Origin of the sequence: Novosphingobium resinovorum, assembly GCF_027922145.1 — a bacterium.
GTDB lineage: Bacteria > Pseudomonadota > Alphaproteobacteria > Sphingomonadales > Sphingomonadaceae > Novosphingobium > Novosphingobium resinovorum.
Window position 1 is genome coordinate 48,379 of sequence record NZ_BSFC01000043.1, and the last position, 17,195, is coordinate 65,573.

At 66.2% G+C, this 17,195-nt stretch carries 16 protein-coding genes; 9 read left to right on the top strand and 7 right to left on the bottom strand.

Going from position 1 to position 17,195, the window contains the following annotated elements; translation table 11 throughout:
* Positions 1–5 precede the first annotated feature (5 nt).
* Both PKE80_RS21985 and PKE80_RS21990 read left to right on the top strand, forming a co-directional pair.
* Positions 6–797 (top strand): DUF4198 domain-containing protein, encoded by a 792-nt coding sequence (locus PKE80_RS21985; RefSeq protein ID WP_271184352.1) that lies wholly within the window; start codon positions 6–8, stop codon positions 795–797.
* Positions 798–826: 29 nt separating this feature from the next.
* Complete coding sequence (locus PKE80_RS21990; protein WP_271184353.1) at positions 827–1,279, top strand: EF-hand domain-containing protein; 453 nt, start codon at positions 827–829, stop codon at positions 1,277–1,279.
* Positions 1,280–1,348: 69 nt separating this feature from the next.
* Here the strand turns inward: PKE80_RS21990 and PKE80_RS21995 are convergent, their stop codons facing one another.
* Complete coding sequence (locus PKE80_RS21995) at positions 1,349–2,011, bottom strand: 5'-methylthioadenosine/S-adenosylhomocysteine nucleosidase (RefSeq protein ID WP_271184354.1); 663 nt, start codon at positions 2,009–2,011, stop codon at positions 1,349–1,351.
* Between the two features lie 118 nt (positions 2,012–2,129).
* On the opposite strand from PKE80_RS21995, the gene PKE80_RS22000 reads away from it, so the two are divergent.
* Positions 2,130–2,528 carry a hypothetical protein gene (locus PKE80_RS22000; RefSeq protein WP_271184355.1) on the top strand — a complete coding sequence of 133 codons (399 nt, stop codon included), beginning with the start codon at positions 2,130–2,132 and terminating at the stop codon, positions 2,526–2,528.
* On the opposite strand, the gene PKE80_RS22005 is transcribed toward PKE80_RS22000, so the two are convergent.
* From PKE80_RS22005 to PKE80_RS22025, 5 genes are all read right to left on the bottom strand, one after another.
* Positions 2,525–2,761, bottom strand: coding sequence for a hypothetical protein (locus PKE80_RS22005; protein WP_036527928.1), 237 nt, complete (start codon positions 2,759–2,761; stop codon positions 2,525–2,527). The two genes, PKE80_RS22000 and PKE80_RS22005, sit on opposite strands and share 4 nt — an antisense overlap.
* Positions 2,762–2,811: 50 nt before the next feature.
* Positions 2,812–3,882 (bottom strand): LLM class flavin-dependent oxidoreductase, encoded by a 1,071-nt coding sequence (locus PKE80_RS22010; RefSeq protein WP_271184356.1) that lies wholly within the window; start codon positions 3,880–3,882, stop codon positions 2,812–2,814.
* A 13-nt stretch (positions 3,883–3,895) separates the two neighbouring features.
* Positions 3,896–4,900: an alpha/beta fold hydrolase gene (locus PKE80_RS22015; protein WP_271184357.1), complete on the bottom strand. Its 1,005-nt coding sequence runs from the start codon at positions 4,898–4,900 to the stop codon at positions 3,896–3,898.
* Positions 4,897–5,928 carry an alpha/beta fold hydrolase gene (locus tag PKE80_RS22020; protein ID WP_271184358.1) on the bottom strand — a complete coding sequence of 344 codons (1,032 nt, stop codon included), beginning with the start codon at positions 5,926–5,928 and terminating at the stop codon, positions 4,897–4,899. The genes PKE80_RS22015 and PKE80_RS22020 overlap by 4 nt, the downstream gene beginning before the upstream one ends.
* Before the next feature lie 107 nt (positions 5,929–6,035).
* Positions 6,036–6,920: a LysR family transcriptional regulator gene (locus PKE80_RS22025; protein ID WP_271184359.1), complete on the bottom strand. Its 885-nt coding sequence runs from the start codon at positions 6,918–6,920 to the stop codon at positions 6,036–6,038.
* 131 nt (positions 6,921–7,051) lie between these two features.
* Between PKE80_RS22025 and PKE80_RS22030 the strand changes: the two genes are divergently transcribed.
* Positions 7,052–8,443, top strand: a complete 1,392-nt coding sequence (locus tag PKE80_RS22030; protein ID WP_271184360.1) for an MFS transporter — start codon at positions 7,052–7,054, stop codon at positions 8,441–8,443.
* Positions 8,444–8,449: 6 nt separating this feature from the next.
* Positions 8,450–9,514: an LLM class flavin-dependent oxidoreductase gene (locus PKE80_RS22035; RefSeq protein ID WP_271184361.1), complete on the top strand. Its 1,065-nt coding sequence runs from the start codon at positions 8,450–8,452 to the stop codon at positions 9,512–9,514.
* A gap of 16 nt (positions 9,515–9,530) precedes the next feature.
* Here the strand turns inward: PKE80_RS22035 and PKE80_RS22040 are convergent, their stop codons facing one another.
* On the bottom strand, positions 9,531–10,424 hold the full coding sequence (locus tag PKE80_RS22040) for a LysR family transcriptional regulator (RefSeq protein ID WP_271184362.1): 894 nt from the start codon (positions 10,422–10,424) through the stop codon (positions 9,531–9,533).
* Positions 10,425–10,606: 182 nt separating this feature from the next.
* On the opposite strand from PKE80_RS22040, the gene PKE80_RS22045 reads away from it, so the two are divergent.
* The 4 genes from PKE80_RS22045 to kdpB all read left to right on the top strand — a co-directional run bounded on the left by PKE80_RS22045 (position 10,607) and on the right by kdpB (position 17,171).
* On the top strand, positions 10,607–13,009 hold the full coding sequence (locus tag PKE80_RS22045) for a TonB-dependent receptor (protein ID WP_271184363.1): 2,403 nt from the start codon (positions 10,607–10,609) through the stop codon (positions 13,007–13,009).
* Positions 13,010–13,318: 309 nt separating this feature from the next.
* Positions 13,319–13,408, top strand: a complete 90-nt coding sequence (locus PKE80_RS22050) for a potassium-transporting ATPase subunit F (RefSeq protein WP_008829858.1) — start codon at positions 13,319–13,321, stop codon at positions 13,406–13,408.
* Between the two features lie 12 nt (positions 13,409–13,420).
* A complete protein-coding gene (kdpA, locus tag PKE80_RS22055; RefSeq protein ID WP_271184364.1) occupies positions 13,421–15,124 on the top strand; it encodes a potassium-transporting ATPase subunit KdpA in 1,704 nt (567 codons plus the stop codon).
* Positions 15,125–15,134: 10 nt separating this feature from the next.
* Complete coding sequence (gene kdpB, locus PKE80_RS22060; protein ID WP_271184365.1) at positions 15,135–17,171, top strand: potassium-transporting ATPase subunit KdpB; 2,037 nt, start codon at positions 15,135–15,137, stop codon at positions 17,169–17,171.
* Positions 17,172–17,195: the final 24 nt, after the last annotated feature.

A 17,195-nucleotide genomic window follows, 5' to 3' on the forward strand; every position in this document is an offset into this window, starting at 1 on the left:
CGACCATGACCAGACTTCCCGTAAGGCTCGCCGCGCTGTTGTGCGCCGTCAGCATCGCTCCCGGCGCCGCGCTCGCCCACACCTCCTACCTCCTGCCCAAGTTCTTCGCGGGCAATACCGAGAAGATGGTGACGGTGGAATCGGCTTTCGGCGAGAAGTTCTTCCGTCCCGAAGTGCCGGTCGATGCCAGCGACTATCACGTCATCCTGCCGGACGGATCGCGCGGCAGCTTCCAGTCGATCACCCCGCTCAAGCAGATGGTGGTGCTGGAAAGTGCGCTCGATGCCGAGGGGACTTATCGCTTCACCACGGGCGTGCGTCTCGGCCGGGTGGGCAAGAGCGCGCTGGTCGGCGGCAAGTGGCAGCCGGTCCACGGCGAAGTGCCCAAGGAAGCCACGCAAGTCCGCACCAGCCAGACCGAGACCGTCGCCGACGCCTATGTCTCCAAGAAGCAGCCGACCCGTGCGCCCGTCGACGTCGCGATCGGGCGCCTGCGCATCCAGCCGGTGACGCATCCCAGCGAACTCTATCTCGACACCCCGTTCACGCTCAATGTACTGTTCGACGGCAAGCCGATGGCCGCGCAGGAACTGGAGCTGGACCGGGGCGGCGCGGACTATGAGGAGGCGGTCAGCCACCGTCAGGTCAGGACCGACGCGCAGGGCAAGGCCGTCATCACGTTCGACCGCCCCGGCACATACGTCCTGATGACCCGCCACCGCGCCGAGGCGCCCGCCGGCTCCGGCACCGACGAGCGCAGCTACACGACCTCGCTTACGTTCCAGGTCGAAGAGTGATCCCGATTTCCAGTTCAACGGAGAAGACCATGACCAAGACTCACTTTATCGCAGGGCTCGTTCTCGCCCTCACAGCCAGCCAGGGCGCGCTTGCCCAGTCTACCGAAGAGCGCCGCGCCGCGCCCGGCCACGGCAAGGAAGCCTTCCTGCGCGAGAACGACGCCGATCACGACGGCCGCGTCACCGCCGCCGAGTTCGCCGCTGCCCGTGCCGCCAAGTATCGCACCTTCGACCTCGATGGCGACGGCAAGGTCAGCGAGGCGGACTACGTCGGCGAGTTCACCGGCCGCTTCAGCAAGGACAAACCGGCACCGGACGGCCAAGTCAAGCAGGCCCACGTGCGCTTCGGCGTGCTCGATACCGACAAGGACGGCAACCTGACGCTGGAAGAGTTCAATGCTTCGGGCGAGCGGATGTTCGAGCGGCTCGACACCAACGGCGACGGCATCGTCGATGCGACCGACACTTCGGGTTCGTATTGATACTGAGCGTATAAAACACTTTCGTCATCCCCGCGAAGGCGGGAATGACGAAGGTAAGTTCGGCGACGATCAGGCGTCGGCGGTAAGGCTATCCGCCAATCCGCGCTCAAGCGCCTCCGTCAGCTTGTCGAGTGCGATCGCCAGCCGCTCGTCCAGCAGCGCGAGCAGTTCGGTCCAGCCCGACATGCCCTCCAGTTCGTCCGCGCCGTCCGAGACACCGCGCAGGCCGATCATCGGCACGCCGAACCGCTGGCATGCGCGCAGCACTGCGTAAGTCTCCATGTCGACGAGGTCGGCGTCGATCCGCGCATAGTCTTCGCCGCCTATGACATCGCCGCCGGTCGAGAGCGAGGCGCGGGGCAGGTCGGGGAGCAGCACGGGCAACTGCAGAACTGCCGGATGGTCGGCGAACGGTGTGACGCCCCTTGCGAAGCCGAGGCGCGATGCGTCCATGTCGCGCCATGACACGCTTTCGATCTGGTAGACTTCCCCCATCCGGCAGCGCCGCGATCCGGCAGAGCCCAGGGTCACGACCAGATCGGGCAATTGCCCCGAGGCCTCCAGACGCTGCAGGCACGCGGTCGCCGCGATGGCGGCCTCGACGGGACCTACGCCGGTCATCAGCGGCGTCATCCGCGCCCTGAGATGCGGGCCGTACTCATGGTCGATGGCCATGACGAACAGCACCTGCATTCCCGCTATCGACGTCGGCTTCACAACTTGCTCCTGCATCGCCCGGCCCTGATTCCTGCCGTAGCGGCGCGATCTTTCGCAAAGGTGACGCCGGCGCGCAATCGGCTTGTCGCAGGCCACCTTGATTTCAGTAGCCGCGACGTGTCAGGCATTCATCATGCTAGCACATACCCGTTCGATGATCGCTGCGATCGCCTTCGCCGCCCTGACCGGCAAGAAGGTTGCCGGACTCTACGACCATTCTCTTGGCCGCGACCTGCAGATCGCCGCCGAGTTCCGCGACGGCCGTTTACAGGGGTTCGACGGCGCCCGGAGTGTAAAATTCGGCGGTACGCTGCCGGAAATCCACGACGCCGGGGACAAGAATTTCGTGTCGGTCGAGATCGATGGCGCGCAAGTCAAAGGCTACGATCGCGCCTCATCCACGTTCTTCGCAGCCCGGGTCGAGGATGGGCTGGTGCAGGTCTATGACTACGGGCGGAAGGCGTGGTTCGCCTATGACGTGCAGGACCCGCAGGCGGCGAGCGAGTACCACCGCGCGGCCGGCCCGGCCTAGGATTTTCCGGGTGCGGCCTTGGGTGCGACCGGTGCTTTCCTGGCTTCCCGCTTTTCCATGTGCTTCTTGAGCGCGTAGCCGCCCACCGCCGCGGCAACGAGTCCGACCGGCCCCAGTCGTCGCAGCACGCTCGTCGCGGCTACGCCGAGGACCGCACCGCCGGTGCCGTCGATACCGCGCACGTGTTGCGCTACCTGACTCCCTGCGACTGCACCCAAAATCTTGCCGAGCATATTTCTGTCTCCTTTGCAGGAGGAAGGGACGGGATCGGCCTTTGTTCCGGCTATCGCGCCTTTGCGCGTGCGCAAACCCGGGGGATCAGTTCTGCGCCGAACAGGCGGGCGTCGGGGATCGGGTCATAGCCGCTGACGATGAACCGGGAGAACCCGGCTTCCCGGTATTCCATCAGCGCATCCGCGACCTGATCGTGGCTGCCCACCAGGCATCCCAACGCCGGCCGACCGATGGGAACGCGGGTGATGCCTGCCCAGAGCAAACCCTCCAGCGCATTCTCGTTGGCGGCTTGCCTGGCCCGGTCGATTGCCGCCCGGCGGCCTTCACCCGGATTGGTCGGGAAGCGGCCGTTATCGACGACTTCCTCGATCAACCGGTCCTGAATGGCATGGGCGCGTTCCCACGCCTGCGCCGGAGTGTCGGCGACGAGGACGCGCAGGGAGGTGAGCAGGGCCGGTGAACGGCCGATCGCGCGGGCGCGGGACAGCACGTCGCGCGCGGGCTCCTTCAGGGCGGCGGCAGGGAAGCCGGGGAACGCATAGACGTCCGCCGCGCGCGTCCCGTACTCGATCGAGGCTGGCGAACTGCCACCCCAGAAGACCGGGATGCCCTTTTCCGGCCGAACGTGGGAGAAGGCGCCCTCCACCTGGTAGAATTCCCCCTCGTGATCGAAAGGCGCCTGGCTCGACCAGACCTTGCGCATGACTTCGACGTATTCGTGGCTGCGGCGATAGCGGTCGTCCTTGGTACTGTAATCGCCGTCCGCGTGGAGTTCTTGATCGTCGGCACCGGTGATGATGTGGACACCGCAGCGCCCGCCGCTCATCCGGTCGAGGATGGCGAACATGCGCGCGGCCATTGTCGGCGCGATGAAGCCGGGTCGGTGCGCGATCATGAAGCCGAGCCTGCAGGTCGCTGCCGCTGCCCATGTCGCTATGGGCAGGCTGTCAGGCCGATGGGCCGAGTTGGCGATGAGCACGCGATCGAACCCTGCGTCCTCATGAGCGCGGGCGCAGGCTGCGATGAACTCGGAATCCACTTCGTCGAAGGGCCTCGGCCTGGCTTCGGAATAGTCGTTCCAGTGCAGGATGCCGAAGAATTCGGTCGTGTCGTCGGTCATGGATGTGCGCGCCTCACCGCTTGGCAGGGTCCGGCGCGACTGGCCGGTAGGGGGTAACGTCGAAGAGGAAGCTGTCGAGGATGTCGGCGAAGCGACCCGGCACTTCCAGCGGCGGATAATGTCCCACGTCCGGCAGGATCAGCGTCGATACCTGAGCATGGACCAGAGCATCGCGGAGGACCGCTGCACTCTCGACCGGCAGGACCGGATCGCGGGCGCCCCAGACAAGCAGCACCGGCGCAGTCACCTTCGCCAACGCGTCGGCGGTCAGCGCCGGATCGTCGAGCGCTGCGACGATGGCCAGCCTGTCGGGCGCGGCGGGGCGGCGGTTCATGTCGTAGTATTCGTCGACGAGCCGGTCGTCCGCGCGGCCGGGCTCTCCGGTGTAGAAATCGAAGTAGGCCCGCCAGTAGGAGCGCGGGCGGAAGATCTTGCTCTTGCGTCCGGTGGCCGGAGTGGAGGCGGCGATTTCCCTCGCCAGCGCGGCGCTGAGCGCCATGCCTTTGCCGTCCGCGCGGCCGGTGGGCGTGTTGGACAGGATCAACCGCTCGACCCGCCCCGGATTGCGCGCCGCGTAGTAGAACGAGATTGCACCGCCGCTCGATACCCCGGCAAGGTTGGCGCGTTCGACCTTGAGGGTCTCAAGCAGCGCCTCCAGCACCAGTACGGGATAGAGCGGGCGGTCGTAGAGTACACGTGGCGGGGCGCCCGACAGGCCCATGTTCGGCTCATCCCACGCGATCACGCGGTAGCGGCGGCTCAGACGCTCGATCATGGGCGCGAACGTGCGCAGCGACGAACTCGACCCATGCGTGAGGACCAGTACGGGGCCGGAGCCGACATCGACATAGTGGATGCGCGTGCCGAGCAGGTCGATGAACTTCGATTGCGGAAGGCGGTAGCGGCTTTCCAGTTCGGCGACCGGGATCGGGTCGGGGCTGGCGATGGTTTCCTGCGCGCAGACGGGGGCGATCGTGAGCGAGAGCGCGCAGAACGCGCCGAGCACGGCGTGTTTCATCGTGTGCAGTCCTGTACTGTGCCGGCAGGCGGACGGGCGGCCTTGCCGCTGTCGGCATCGAGGAACCAGGCGATGTCCTCGGCGGCGTGCGGAGCCTCGATCGGCAGGAAATGGCCTGTACCGGGAAAACTGACCATTAGCCGGCGGGAGGCGCCGACCGTGCGTGTCACCTCGCAGCCCACCGAAACCGGGAGCATGGACCCGGCCCCGCCCCAAAGCACGAGCGTCGGTACGCGGACCGAGCCCAGCTGCTGCGCGGTCGTCTGCGATCGCTTGCCGTAATCGCTCGCTTCAAAGCGCAGGGCGCTGGTGAACTGGTCCAGCGTCGCCCCATTGCCGGGCTTGCGGTGCATGTCGTAGGTCTGCTGCACCAGATCGTCGGTGAGGACGGACTTGTTGGCGATCAGGCGGTTCAGGAGGTAGCGGTAGAACGCCTTGGGCCGGTAAATCGGCCGGAACAGGGTGTTCTCCAGAAAGCCCAGCATGGCCGAGGTCTTCGGCTGCAAGCCGGGTGGGATCGGCACCAGCGGCGCGTTCACCAGGATAAGGCTTTCCACCTGATCGGGATGCGCCAGCGTATAGCGCATGGCGATCGCGCTGCCGGTAGAGATGCCGCCGATACTGAAGCGCTTCAGGTGTTCGTGCCGGGCTAGGAGGGCGATCAGCTGCTCGACGCGGCGGGGGCTGTACTGGCCGGTGCGGTCGGGGCCGGAGAGGCCGTAAGGCGGCATGTCGATGCGGATCACGCGGTGGTCGCTGGCGAGCCGCTGCGCCCAGGCATCCCAGATACGCAGCGACTGGTAGTGCCCGTGGATGAGCATGATGACAGGCCCGGAGCCCCGGTCGTCGATGTGAAGTTGCACCCCGTCTAGCGACACGTAGCGGGAATGCGCGGTCTGGTAGCGGTGGCGCAAATCCTCCAGCGAAATGGCGAAGGCGCCCGTCCGCGCAGCGAGGGCGAAGGCGCCGAACCCCACTGCAAGCAGTGTCAGCGCCGCGATCCCGGCCATGACCGGACGTTTCAGCATGTCCCGTGTTTCCCCGCCTTCATGCCCCGGACTATGCGGAGGGCACCGGTCATCGCCCAATCGAAAGCGCGCGCGCAGTCATGCCCAAATCGTATGGGAGATGGCTCTCACAGCGCCTCGTGCAGCCGCTTGATCACCACGCGCAGGGCGCCGCTCATGTAGGTCCGCCGCCGGGTGATGACGCAAAGCGTCGCCTCGACGCGGCGCATGTCGGCGGAGACTTCCTGCAATCGCCCGTCGGCTAGGCAGTCGGCGATCTCGGTACGGGCCATCAGGCCGATGAGGTCGGCGTGGAGCAGCAACTGCCGCAGCATCGCGGGCGAGGAACTGCGGACGCGGATGTTGTGGTCCTCGTCCTCCAGCCCCAGAAGTCCGCGGTAGAATGCCTCGGCATTGGGCTGGTTGAAGATCGCCCAGGGCCAGCGGGCCAGTTCTCGCGCAGGCATCACGCCGCGTTCGAGGATCGGGTGCCTGCGTCGCGCGACGAGCACCAGGTCGAGCCGGGTGAGCGGCCGGAAGTTGAGGTCGCCGCTGTCGAGGTCGGGGCGCAAAGTGTCGATGATCGCATCGAGTTCCCCGCGCCGCAGCCGCGCGAACTGCGTCTCGGGCACGTCGAAGTCCAGCGAAAGCGTGATGTTTTCCGCCGAAACCGCCATTTCCGCGCAGGCCTGCGCAATGCGCGGGTCGGTCGCGGTGGAGCCGATGCCGAGGCGGACATGGCCCAAACCGCCCGCCCGCATGGCGCCGACATCCTCGATCGCCTGGTCGAAGCCGTGGAGGATCGAGCGGGCATGGGCCGCCAGCAATTCCCCGTATCGGGTGGGCAGGACGCCGCGATGGCCGCGCTCGAACAGGTCGACGCCGAGCTGCTCCTCCAGCGTGCGGATACTGCGCGAAAGCGTGGGTTGCGTGATGTTCTGCGCGGTCGAGGCGAGGGTCATCGAGCCCGTCTCCACCGCCGCCAGGAAGTGTCGCAATTGCCGGATCTGCATGGTCTTCCGATTCCCCGAGCATACGTTTTGTGCATGGAAGAAGCCGTGCTTTCGATTTCCCGGGCCAGCGCCGTGTCCGTAGTCTCCGGCTGGTAGGCAGTCCGTGGCGGACCTGTGAGGCGGGGGCGCTCTTGACCGAAATAGCGGCACTCAACGGCACTCAAGGTGTACCTGGCGGCACCAGGCGCATACCGATCACGACCAAAGTGGGCTGGGCGTTCGGTTCGGCGGGCAGCACGACCGTGCTCTACGTCGTCAACGTCATCCTGATGTATTACCTGGTGACCGCGACCGGGATGGACCCCGCCCTCGCGGGCTCGTTCATGCTGGCCGGGCGGATCTACGACGGCATCGCCGACCTGCTGATCGGACAGGGCAGCGATCGTACCCGCAGCCGCTGGGGACGGCGGCGACCGTGGATGGCGGCGGGTGCCTTGCTGAGCGGCCTCGGCATGGCCTGGCTGTTCTCGGGCAGCGGGGCGGGCGGTTCGCAGGCGGTCATGGTGATGGGCGCGCTGCTGCTGACCTTCACCGGCTATTCTGCTTTCGCGATTCCCTCTTCCGCGATGCCCGCCGAGATCACCGACAGCCCGCAGGAGCGGACCTCGCTGATGGCCTGGCGGACGTTCTTCATCCAGCTTGCCGCGCTGGCGGGGGGAGCGTTGGCCCCGGCGATGATCGCGTGGGGCGGCAGTTCCGCCGATGCCTTCGCGCGGATGGGCTATTGCATGGCCGCCTTCATCTTCGTGAGCATGGCCGTCGCGGTCGTCGCGACGGGTGGCCTGCGCGAGCACCCTGTCGAGCATGAGCGCGGCTCCGCACTCGCCGGGTTCGCGCAGCTTTTCGCCAACCGCCCGTTCATCGTCCTGCTGGGCGTCAAGTTCTGCGGCTTCATCGCCTCGGCGGCGGTGGGCGCGACCGGGCTGTTCTTCATGCGCGACATCCTTGCGCGCGGAGAGACCGGCATGGCGCAGTTCGCGCTGGCGAGCGGCGTGGTCGGCACCATGAGCGTGCCCGTCTGGCGCCAGATCGCCCGCTTCGCGCCCAAGCCGGTGATCTGCGCGGCGGCGCTGGTGCTTTCGGCCGCGATCAGCCTGAGCTGGCTCGCGGCCTCCCCGGCCGAGGGCGATGCCCTGTTCCTGCTGCGCGGCGGCTTTGCCGGTTTCGCGACGACGGGAACGCTGCTGATGACGCTGTCCATGTTGCCGGACACCATCGCCTTCGGGGTGCGCCGCAGCGGGCTGCGCAAGGAGGGGCTCTACGCCGCTTTCTTCGAGTTCTTCCAGAAGGCCGCCTTCGCCCTCGCGCCGTTCCTCGTCGGACTGTTCCTGCAGGCGAGCGGCTACCGTTCCGGGACCGGCGCCGCGCTGGTGCAGAGCGAGGCCGCGCGCGAGGCGGTGCGCCTGTCGATGGCGGCGATCCCGGCGGTCGCGCAAGTGGCCGGGATCGTCCTGCTCCTGTTCTACCGGATGCCTGCTGAGAATTTGGCTGAACCGGCGCCCGCGCCGCACGAGGAAAACTGACGCGTCATGTCGATCGAGATCATCGGGACTTTCAACCATCGCGAATCCTCGGAGGCGAACCCGCGTCCGATGGGCATCGTCGAGCCCGACTTCATCGCCCGCCTCGCCGCCGCGTTCGAGGCGGCGGACTTCGACCGCGTGCTGATCGCGCAGGCGGCGACGTGGCCCGACGGCGTGGTCTTCGCCACGCACCTTGCCGGGATCACCAAACGGCTCAGGTTCATGATCGCGCACCGCCCCGGCTTCGTCGCGCCGACGCTGGCCGCGCGCCAGTTCGCCACGCTCGACCGGCTGAGCGAGGGGCGGGTGGGCGTCCATGTCATCTCCGCCCCCAGCGACACCGAGACGCAGGCCGACGGCGATTTCCTAACCCGCGACGAACGTCACGCCCGCAGTGCTGAATATATTCCGCTGCTGCGCAGGACATGGAGCGGCGAGCGGTTCGATCACGACGGCACGTTCTATACCTTGCGCGGCGCGCGCTCCGAAGTGGTGCCGGTGCAGGCGGGCGGCATCCCGGTGTTCTTCGGCGGCCAGTCCCCGCGCGCACTGGAAGTCGCGGGGCAGCACGCCGACGTCTACGCCTTCGGCATAGACCGGCTGGAACCCAGCGCCGCACTGATCGCATCGGTACGTCAAGAGGCGCGTAAGGCCGGTCGGACAGTCGATTTCTGCATGTCCACCCGGATCATCGTCGGCCGTACCGAGGGCGAGGCATGGGACAAGGCGCAGGCGGTGCTGGAGGACGTGCGCCGGGGCGTCGAGGACATGGCGCAAAAGGGCGGTCAGCCCGGCGTCCTCGGCAAGAACGAACTGGCCGAAGCGCGCGCCCGCGAAGGCGACGTGCTGGACGAGCGGCTCTGGGTGGGCATCGCCCGCGCCACCGGGTTCCAGAAGGCCGCCAGCACGATCGTCGGCACGCCGGACTCGGTCGCCGCCAGCCTGCTCGCCTATCACCGGCTTGGCGTGAACCGCTTCCTGATCAGCGGCTTCGATCCGATCGCCGACGTCCTGCACCTTGGCGAGCACCTGGTGCCGCGCCTGCGCGCTTTCGCCGCGCTGGCCGCCTGAGCCGGTGCGCGCGCACTCATCCCGGAGGTTTGGAAAGTTCGCGGCGCAGCAGGTTGGCGAATTCCATGACGATCGGACGCAGCGGAATATCGGGGCGGTAGAGCAGCCCGGTCGCGCGCGGGACGGGCATGCCCTCTACTCGCAGCGCCTGCGCCCGGGCGCCGCTCATGTAGTCGTCCGGCATGATGCCGAGGCAGCCTTCGTCCTCGATCATTGCGCGCATCATCCTTGGGGAATCGGTGCGGAAAACCTGATCGGGAAAGCCCATGCCGCCATTGGCGAAGAAGCGATTCATGTCGAGATCCGCGTGGAGGCAGTTTAAATAAACCCAGCGCTCGCGCGTCAATTGTTCAAAAGTAATGGCATCATCTATGGCGCATAGGTGGTGCAGTTGTGCTGCATATAAATGGGTTGTTGTAGTAAAAAGTCGCTCATAGGCGATGCCTGCCTGCATGCGGTCCGTCGGGACCATGCTGGCGATCAGTTCGACCCTGCCCTCCAGCACCATCGGCACCAGATCCTCGATCATCCCGATCTTCAGATTGATCGACAGGTGGGGATAGCGCCGCGCGAACTCCGAGAGGATTTTCGGCAGTGCGAGGTCGGCCAGATGTGTGCCGATTCCGACGTTCAGCGCACCCCCCAGACCCTTCGCCAGCCGGGCGATGTCGGCCCTGGCATTGTCCGCTGTGGCGGTCAGCAGGTTGGCGTATTCGTAAAGCACGGAACCTGCCGAAGTCGGCTCAATTCCGTTGTTTCTGCGCACCAGAAGCGGCGTTCCAACGCTCGCTTCGAGGGCGTTCATGCTGCGCGTCAGGGCAGGCTGGGTGAGGTGCACCGCCTTGGCCGCGGCCGAGAACGAACGCTCCTCGATGATGGCGATCAGGTGGCGCAGCTGGCGAAGGTCCATCGTGCTCTCCGGGCGGCGGGACTCAGGGGTCCGGCCTCTGCAGTTTCATAACTGATGGTTATGGGCGGACAACCCAAATTCAATTGAATATCCGATTTTATCCTGAAAACTTCCGTTCCGAAGTCGTGCAATGAATCGAAGTTCATTGACACGCAAATTCCGAAAACAGGGAGAATACCAAGATGCGTTCGAAATCGAAATGCTATGACTTTGGTGCATGCTGCACCGCGCTCATGCTCGTCATGGCCACTGCGCCTGCCGCGCAGGCCCAGGAAACCCCGGTTGCGCCGTCCGCTCCGCAGGCCGAAGCGGGCACCGACGGCGGGGTGATCATGGTCACCGCCCGTCGCCGCGAGGAGTCGCTGCTGGAGACCCCGGTGACGCTGTCGGTCATGACGGCGGCCAACCTCGCCAAGCTCAACGTCAACAACGTGCTGGACCTGCAGGCCTTCACGCCGGGCCTCTATGCGCAGCAGACCAGTTCGGGCCGCGTCGACCGCAGCTACAGCCAGATCGTCATCCGCGGCATCGCCGATCCGCTGAACCCGACCGTCTCGGTGTTTCTCGACGGTACGCCGGTCAACTTCGACGTCATCAACAACCTCGGCAACGAAGTGTCGCGTGTCGAAGTGCTCAAAGGTCCGCAGAGCGCCGCCTTCGGCCGCCAGTCCTTCGCGGGCGCGATCAACGTGGTGACGCGTGATCCGGGCGATGCGTTCCGGTGGAACTTCGACGGCACTGCGGGCAGCTATTCGCTCTATGACATCAAGGCGAGCGTCGAGTTGCCGATCGTCAAGGACGCCATCGGCCTGCGCATCGGCGGGCGCCGCTACGGCTTCGACGGGCAGTACACCAACCCCTACGACGGCAGCCGCCTCGGTGCGCAGCAGACCGAGACGATCAACGGCACGCTGGTGATCAAGCCGTTCGACGGCCTGCGCCTCAAGGCTTTCGGCATGTATCTGGAGGACCATGACGGCGCGGGCGCGGCGGGCTTCTCCAGCCGTCTGCCGGTCAACACCTTCAACTGCAACGCGGGCGCCGCGCCGACCAACGTGAACAACTTCTACTGCGGCAAGATCCCGCAGTTCCCAACCAGCCAGATGGGCCAGAACCCGGCGACGCCTGCGTTCATCGACCAGGTCGTCAACAACTCGCTGGGACGCCTGAACCCGACCTACAAGGCGATCAACGACCACGCGGGTCTGGAGCGCCGCGAGATCGTGACGAACCTTGCGGTGGACTTCACGATCCCCGGCACCGACATCGTGCTCTCGTCGCTGACCGGCTACAACAAGACCCGTTTCCAGAGCAATCAGGACCTCGACGGGCGCGATACCAGCGGCATTCCCAACACCACGGTATCGACGATCCCCGGTTTCGTGGGCGATCCGTTCATCAACTACCCGACCATGGCGATGTACAAGGAGCGCGCCGTCAGCCAGGAGTTCCGGGTCACTTCCGGCGCGAACCAGCCGCTGCGCTGGATGGTGGGCGCCAACTACTTCAAGGTCAGCAACCGCAGTTATACGGTCGCGCTCTATCCCAATACGATCCAGGTGTTCGGCGACGGCTCGCTCAATACGCTCGTCGACAAGAGCGTGTTCGGCAGCGTGTCCTACGACTTCTCGCCGCGTTTCACGCTGAACGCCGAAGGGCGCTACATCGAGGAGGAGCTGAAGGTCTACTTCCGCAACCCGCAGACCCTGCGCACCAGCGGCAAGTACAAGCGCTTCGTGCCCCGCGTGTCCGCGCAGTACAAGTTCACGCCGGACCTCATGGGCTACGCGACCTATTCGCGCGGGATGAACAAGGGCGGCTTCAACCTCTCGGTCCTGCCGCTGACCGCCGCTCAGCGCGCTTATCTGGAAGAGCGCGCCTCGGTCACCAACATCTACAAGCCGGCCGTCATCGACAACTACGAACTGGGCCTGAAGGGCACCGTGGCGGATGTGTTCTCCTTCAGCGCGGCGGTCTTCTACGCCAAGTGGAAGGACCAGGCGATCACCAACAGCATCCAGGTCCCCAACGCCACCCCGGGCGCCAGCGACATCGGCGTCGGCGTGACCCAGAACACCGGCAGGAGCACGGTGAAGGGCGCCGAAATCGAGGGTAACCTCAAGGTGACCCATGCGCTGTCGCTCAACTTCAACGCCGGGTACAACAAGGTCGAGCTGGACACTTCGATCCCCTGCGCCTCGTGCGTGGCGATCACCGGCAACTCGACGGTGGCGGCGGGCGCGCAGAACCCTGCGGCTCCGGTGTTCACCAGCAACGTCGGCGCGGAATACGGCGTCGACATCGGCGACGGCTACCGCTGGTTCCTGCGCGGCGACTATGCACACCGCAGCCGCATCTACACGACGTACGAGAACATCTCGTGGATCGGCGATGCCAACAAGGTGAACGTGCGCACCGGTATTAGCAGCGAGCATCTCGACGTGCAGTTCTTCGTCAACAACGTGTTCAAAGACAAGAGCTACACCGGCGTCCAGACGACGACGAGCCTGCTCGGCGGCAATGCGGTGGTGCTGTCGATGCCGGTCAAGCGCAACGGCGGCATCCGCGTGCGCTTCGGGTTCTGATCTTTCGAACATGGCATGATCGAAAGCCGTCCGGGAGCGAGCTATCGCTTCCGGACGTCGCTTTTTCAGCGAAAATCCGCAGATCATACGCAAATACTATGCGGCCGCGGATTTGTTCGTCTCGAATTCCAACGCCGCACCATCCTAATGGCTCTGCTGCATTCGACTCGTCCCGCAGCCTTTGCGAGGCGAGCTTGCAGGAGCATTACCCATGCAGGACATCCTCTGGATCGGCCTGACCCTCGCGTTGCTGGCGGCCAGTCTCGGCTACGTCGGCCTGTGCAACAAGGCGTGAGGGGCGCGACCGACATGACCATCGATCTGTGGCTGGCGGGTTTCACCGCACTCGGCCTTCTCGTCTATCTCGTTGCCGTGCTCGCACGGCCCGAGCGGTTCTGAGGGGGCGCCGTCATGACCTTCCAGGGATGGCTGTATATCGCAGCTTTCGTCGGCGTTCTGCTGGCGCTCACCAAACCTATGGGGCTGTGGCTCCACGCGCTGTACGAGGGCCGCCGCACGCCGCTTCATCGTGTGCTCGGACCCGTAGAGCGCGGCTTCTACAAGCTGTCAGGCATTAACCCGGACGAGGACCAGCCGTGGCATCGCTACGCGGTGCACATGCTGGTGTTCAACGCCGTGCTGCTGCTCCTGACTTATGCGGTGCTGCGCCTGCAAGGCGTGTTGCCGCTCAACGGCCTCGGCTATGCGGGCATCGGCGCGGACGGGGCGTTCAACACCGCCGTCAGCTTCACCACCAATACCAACTGGCAGTGGTACGTGGGCGAGGCGGTGATGAGCAACCTGTCGCAGATGTTCGCGCTGACGATCCATAACTTCCTCTCGGCGGCCACCGGGATCGCGCTGGCCTTCGCGCTGTTCCGTGGGTTCGCGCGCCGCAGCGCTACCGGAATCGGCAACTTCTGGGCCGACATTACGCGCGTGACGCTCTACCTGCTGCTGCCCGCCTGCGTGGTCTACACGCTGTACCTGATTGCGGCGGGCGTGCCGCAGACGCTGGCGGCATCGGTCGACGTCTCGACGCTGGAAGGCGTGAAGCAGACGCTCGCGCTCGGCCCCGTCGCCTCGCAGGAGGCGATCAAGATGCTGGGCACCAACGGCGGCGGCTTCTTCAACGCCAATTCCGCTCACCCCTTCGAGAACCCGGACGTGCTGACCAACTTCGTCCAGATGCTGTCGATTTTCGTGATCGGCACCGGCATGACCTGGTGCTTCGGCAAGGCGGTGGGCAATACCCGCCAGGGCTGGGCGATCCTGGCGGCGATGATGACGATCTTCCTGATCGGCACCGCCGTGGTCTACTGGCAGGAAGCGGTGGGCAATCCGGTGCTCCATCACCTCGGCGTCGCCGGGGGCAACATGGAGGGCAAGGAAGTCCGCTTCGGCGTGGTCGCCTCGGCGCTGTTCTCGGTCGTCACCACGGCGGCGAGCTGCGGCGCGGTCAATGCCATGCATGACAGCTTCACGGCGCTGGGCGGCATGATCCCGCTGTTCAACATGCAGCTTGGCGAAGTCGTCGTCGGCGGCGTCGGCGCAGGGATCTACGGGTTCCTGCTGTTCGCTATCCTTGCCGTCTTCGTGGCGGGGCTGATGGTGGGCCGCACGCCCGAGTATGTCGGCAAGAAGATCGAGAGCCGCGAGGTCAAGCTGGCGGTGCTGGCGATCGCGGTGCTGCCGCTGGTGATCCTGGGCATGACCGCCGTGGCCTCGGTGCTGCCTGCGGGCCTTGCCGGGCCGCTCAACAAGGGGCCGCACGGGTTCTCCGAGATCCTCTACGCCTTCACCAGCGCCGTAGGCAACAACGGCTCGGCCTTCGCGGGGCTGAGTGCGGGCACGCCGTTCTACAACGGCATGCTGGGCGTCGCCATGTGGCTCGGCCGGTTCTTCGTCATCGTGCCGATGCTGGCGATCGCGGGCAGCCTCGCCGCCAAAAGGTACACGCCGGAGACGGCGGGCAGTTTCCCCACCACCGGGCTGCTGTGGACCGGCCTGCTGATCGGCATCGTCCTGATCGTGGGCGGCCTGACCTTCCTTCCCAGCCTCGCCCTTGGCCCTGTCGCCGATCATCTCGCGATGATCCGTGGCCAGCTTTTCTGAGGACCTGACGATGTCCCGATCGCAAACCAAATCCCTGTTCACCGCAGACCTGATCGTTCCGGCGATCGGCGATGCCTTCCGCAAGCTCAATCCGAAGGAACTGATCCGCAACCCGGTGATGTTCACCACCGCCGTCGTCGCGGTGCTGCTGACGGTGCTGCTCATCGTCGGCCGCGACGGCCTCGACGCCGGGTTCAAGATCCAGCTGGTGCTGTGGCTCTGGTTGACCGTCCTGTTCGGCACGTTCGCCGAGGCGCTGGCCGAAGGGCGCGGCAAGGCGCAGGCCGCCAGCTTGCGCGCGACCAAGGCGGAACTCACTGCCAAGCGGCTGAAGGGTGACGGTAGCCGCTACGACTCCGTCCCCGCCAGCCTGCTGAAAAAGGACGACGTCGTCCTCGTCCAGACCGGCGACCTCATCCCCTCGGACGGCGAAGTCGTCGCCGGTGTCGCCTCGGTCAACGAGGCCGCGATCACCGGCGAGAGCGCGCCCGTCATCCGCGAGGCGGGCGGTGACCGCTCAGCGGTGACGGCGGGCACCCGCGTCATCTCAGACGAGATCCGCGTGCGCGTCACCGTCAATCCGGGACAGGGCTTCCTCGACCGCATGATCGCGCTGGTCGAAGGCGCCGAGCGCCAGAAGACCCCCAACGAGATCGCCCTGACCCTGCTGCTGGTGGGCCTGACCATCATCTTCCTGATCGCCGTCGCCACCATCCCCGGCTTTGCCAGCTATGCGGGCGGCGCGGTGCCGGTGGCGATCCTCGCGGCGCTGCTCATCACGCTGATCCCGACGACGATCGCGGCGCTACTCTCGGCCATCGGCATCGCGGGCATGGACCGGCTGGTGCGCTTCAACGTGCTGGCGAAGTCCGGCCGCGCGGTGGAGGCAGCGGGCGACATCGACGTGCTGTTGCTCGACAAGACCGGCACCATCACCGTCGGCGACCGTCAGGCCAGCGAGTTCCGCACGGTGGGCGGCGTGGGCATGAGCGAACTTGCCGAAGCCGCGCTGGTCGCCAGCCTTGCCGACGAGACGCCCGAGGGCCGCTCGATCGTCGTGCTGGCGCGCGAGAAGTTCGGCCAGACCGCGACGGTGCTTCCCGAGGGCGCCGAGGTCATCCCCTTCACCGCGCAGACCCGCATCTCCGGCGTGAACACCGGCGGGAGGATCATCCAGAAGGGCGCGGTTCAGGCGATCCTTGCCGCCAATCCCGGCGCGGGCGCGACTGCCGCCGCCACCGAACTGCGCCGCATCGCCGACGAGATCGGCCGCGCGGGCGGCACGCCGCTGGCGGTTGCGGTCGATGGCAGGCTGCTGGGCGCGATCTTCCTCAAGGATATCGTCAAGGCGGGCATCCGCGAGCGCTTCGGCGAATTGCGCGCGATGGGCATCCGCACCGTCATGATAACCGGCGACAACCCGCTGACGGCCGCCTCGATCGCGGCGGAATCGGGGGTGGACGACTTCCTCGCCGAAGCCACGCCGGAGGACAAGCTGGCGCTGATCCGCAAGGAACAGCAGGGCGGCCGCCTCGTCGCCATGTGCGGCGACGGCACCAACGACGCCCCCGCGCTGGCGCAGGCGGACGTCGGCGTCGCCATGAACACCGGCACCCAGGCCGCGCGCGAGGCGGGCAACATGGTCGACCTCGACAGCGACCCGACCAAGCTGATCGAGGTCGTCGGCCTCGGCAAGCAACTGCTGATGACGCGCGGCGCGCTGACGACGTTCTCGGTGGCGAACGACGTGGCCAAGTACTTCGCGATCATCCCGGCAATGTTCGTGGCGCTCTACCCCGGCCTCGGCGTGCTCAACGTGATGGGCCTGTCGAGCCCGCAGAGCGCGATCCTTTCGGCGATCATCTTCAACGCGCTCATCATCCCCTGCCTCGTGCCGCTGGCGCTGCGCGGCGTCACGTACAAGCCGATGGGCGCGGGACCGCTGCTGGCGCGCAACCTCGCGGTCTACGGCCTTGGCGGGCTGATCGCGCCGTTCGTCGGCATCAAGCTCATCGATCTCGCGGTCGGCGGGCTGGGACTGGCGTGAGGATGACGGCGAACTGAACCTTCT